Source organism: Streptomyces sp. UNOC14_S4 (assembly GCF_020740835.1).
Taxonomy (GTDB): Bacteria; Actinomycetota; Actinomycetes; order Streptomycetales; family Streptomycetaceae; genus Streptomyces.
Window position 1 is genome coordinate 1 of the sequence record NZ_JAINFC010000680.1, and the last position, 3,222, is coordinate 3,222.

General features: G+C 75.5%; 3 protein-coding genes. 2 read left to right on the forward strand and 1 reads right to left on the reverse strand.

Going from position 1 to position 3,222, the window contains the following annotated elements; translation table 11 throughout:
• Positions 1-83: 83 nt before the first annotated feature.
• Entirely contained in the window at positions 84-506 is a 423-nt protein-coding gene (locus K6I34_RS34195) for a hypothetical protein (protein WP_229331930.1), read from the reverse strand.
• A gap of 109 nt (positions 507-615) precedes the next feature.
• Between K6I34_RS34195 and K6I34_RS34200 the strand changes: the two genes are divergently transcribed.
• Together K6I34_RS34200 and K6I34_RS34205 are read left to right on the forward strand one after the other, a co-directional pair.
• Entirely contained in the window at positions 616-1,989 is a 1,374-nt protein-coding gene (locus tag K6I34_RS34200) for an acyl-CoA synthetase (protein WP_374231098.1), read from the forward strand.
• Positions 1,990-2,101: 112 nt separating this feature from the next.
• Complete coding sequence (locus K6I34_RS34205) at positions 2,102-2,956, forward strand: MurR/RpiR family transcriptional regulator (protein ID WP_229331931.1); 855 nt, start codon at positions 2,102-2,104, stop codon at positions 2,954-2,956.
• The last annotated feature ends 266 nt before the right edge of the window (positions 2,957-3,222 follow it).

The window sequence follows — 3,222 nt, forward strand, 5'->3', positions numbered from 1 at the left end:
GAGTCTGGGGGAGGGTGGGCACAACCGGACCACCGGCCGTAACCGACCACCAGCGGGGGTCCGGGGGCGGAGCCCCCGGTGGGTCACTCGTCGGCTCGGGGTGCGTTCGGGCGGGGGAGGAAGCCCGTCACGTTCAGGGCGTTGACGCCCACGATGCCCGCCCAGCACACGATCAGGCCGGGCAGCTGGGCGTTGACCGCGGCGATGGCCGACAGGGGGATCGCCAGCACCAGCGAGATCGCGGCGAAGCCGAAGCGCTCGCCGAAGGTGCCGTGGCCGCCCTCGCCCGGCCGCGGGCGCACGCCCCGGGCCGTCGCCATCTGCTGCTCGGCGAGGTTCCTGCGCACTCGCCGGTCGATCGCGCCGTCGATCTTCTCGTCGATCTTCTCCAGGAAGCCGTCGACCAGCGCCGCCTCGTAGTCCGGCCCCAGCTCCTTGCGGGTCTGGAGGGCGGCGTCGAGATCCTTGCGGAGGTCCGTCCTGAGGTCGGGGTCATGAGCCGTCATACCGACGACGGTACGGTCACGGTGGCCCCGCGTCGCTGGGGCTAGCACCCGTATCCGCAGTGGGGACGCGGCCCGGAGCCCTGGGCCGCCCCCGTGGAAGGAGCAGTCCGTGCACGAACCGACCGTACCCCTGCTCACGCATCTGGCCGCCGGGGCCTCCGGTGCCGACGCGGCCGACGCCCTCACCGTCGCCGGGCGTCCCTGCTCGCGGGAGGAGCTGCTGGGCGCCGCCCGCGCGGTGGCCGCCCGCGTGGCGGGCGCGTCCTGTGCGGCCGTACGGGCGGAGGCGACGCTGGAGACCGTCGTGGCCGTCGTGGGCGGGCTGCTCGCCGGGGTACCCGTGGTGCCCCTGCCGCCGGACGCCGGGCCCGCCGAGCGCGACCACATCCTGCGGGACTCCGGCGCCGAGCTCGTCCTGGGGGCGGGCGAGGAGCTGCCCGTGGACATACGGGAGCGGGCCGACTGGTCGGGGCCCGAGGCGGACCCCGGCCGTACCGCCCTGATCCTCTACACCTCCGGCACCACCGGTTCGCCCAAGGGCGTCGAGGTCCCGCGCGGGGCGATCGCCGCGGGTCTCGACGGGCTGGCCGACGCCTGGCAGTGGACCGCCGAGGACACCCTCGTGCACGGCCTGCCGCTGTTCCACGTGCACGGCCTCGTCCTCGGTGTCCTGGGCGCGCTGCGCACCGGCTGCCGTCTGGTGCACACCGGCCGCCCGACCCCGGAGGCGTACGCGGCGGCGGGCGGCAGCCTGTACTTCGGCGTGCCCACCGTGTGGTCCCGCGTCGTCCGCGACCACGCCGCCGCCCGCGCGCTGGGCGGGGCGCGGCTGCTGGTGTCGGGCAGCGCCGCGCTGCCCGCGCCCGTCTTCCGCGACCTGGAGCGGCTCACCGGCTCCCGGCCCGTCGAGCGCTACGGCATGACGGAGACCCTCATCACCCTCTCCACCCGCGCCGACGGCGAGCGCCGCCCCGGCTCGGTCGGCCTGCCCCTGCCCGGCGTGCGGACCCGGCTGACCGCGGCCGAGAACGGCATCGGTGAGCTGGAGCTGTGCGGGCCGACGCTGTTCTCCGGCTACCTGGGCCGCCCCGAGGCCACCGCGGCCGCGTTCACCGAGGACGGCTGGTTCCGTACGGGCGACATCGCCACCGTCGAGGAGGACGGCATGCACCGCATCGTCGGCCGGGCCTCCACCGACCTCATCAAGTCCGGCGGCTACCGCGTCGGCGCGGGCGAGGTCGAGAACGCGCTGCTCGACCACCCGGCGGTCAGCGAGGCCGCCGTCGTCGGCGTCCCGCACGACGACCTCGGCCAGGAGATCGTCGCCTATGTGGTGGCCGACGGGGTCACCGAGCGGGCGCTGATCGACTTCGTGGCCTCCCACCTGTCCGTGCACAAGCGGCCGCGACGGGTCCGCTTCCTGGCGGCGCTGCCGCGCAACGCCATGGGCAAGCCCCAGAAGAAGCTCCTCCCGCCGGTGTGAGCCGCGTGCCCGGCCCGGACCCTGCATAATTCCATGCAGGGTCCGGGAGCGGTGAATGATGCGCGCACTCCCGGGACCGCACACCGCCGACCACCGATGGAGGACCCGTCCGATGAGCGACAACGGAGGCGAACCCGAAGCCACCGCACGGCTCCAGAAGCTCTTCGAGGGCCACCGGCTGACACCCACCCAGCGGCGCATCGCCCACTGCATGGTGCGGCGCGCGGCCGACGCGCCCTTCCTCTCCAGCGTCGAGCTCGCCGAGCTCGCCGGGGTCAGCCAGCCGTCCGTCACCCGCTTCGCCGTCGCCCTCGGCTTCGACGGCTACCCCGCGCTCCGCCGCCATCTGCGCGACGTCATCCCCGTCGCCGCCGCCACGCCCGGCGACAGCTCGTACAACGAGTACCAGCAGGCCGTCCAGGCGGAGATCGACAACCTCCGCCACCTCTCCTCGCTGCTCGCCGACCCCGAGCCGGTCACCCGCGCCGGGCGGCTGCTCGCCGGCTCCCGGCCACTGCCGGTGCTCGGCCTGCGCGCCGCCACCGCGCAGGCCGCGGGCTTCGCCTACTTCGCGCGCAAGGTGCACCCGGACGTACGGCTGCTCGACGAGGGCGGCACCCTGCTCGCCGACCGCATCGACGGGGCCGTACGGGCCGGGGCGAGCGCCCTGCTGTGCTTCGCGCTGCCCCGGCATCCGCGCGAGGTCGTCGAGGCGCTCCAGTACGCGCGGGGCGAGGGCCTGACCGTCGTCACCGTCGCCGACTCCACCTTCGCCCCTGTCGCCCGCCACAGCGACCTCCTCCTGCCCGCCGCGGTCGGCACGGGCCTCGCCTTCGACACGGCGTGCGCGCCGATGCTGCTGGGGCGGGTGCTGCTGGAGTCGATGTGCGATGCGTTGCCGGATGCGCAGGCGCGGCTGGAGGAGTTCGATGCGCGGGCCGCGGCGCGGGGCTTGTTCGTGGAGTAGGGGAGCCGTACTTCTGTGACCGGGGGGCTGCGCCCCCGGGCCCCCCTTCGCCTACGGGGCTGCGGCTTGCGCGCCGGCGCGCGGCCACCGGTTGTCCGTGGCTGGTCGCGCAGTTCCCCGCGCCCCTGACGGGGCGCGCCGCCCGGCGGCCGTGCTGGGGGCTGCGCCCCCTGGCCCCCGCCCCGGAGGGGCTGAGCTCACGCGTCACCCCCGTTTGTGGGCAGGCGTTCCGCACGGCTGGGGGCACCTCCCGGACGGAGTCTGGG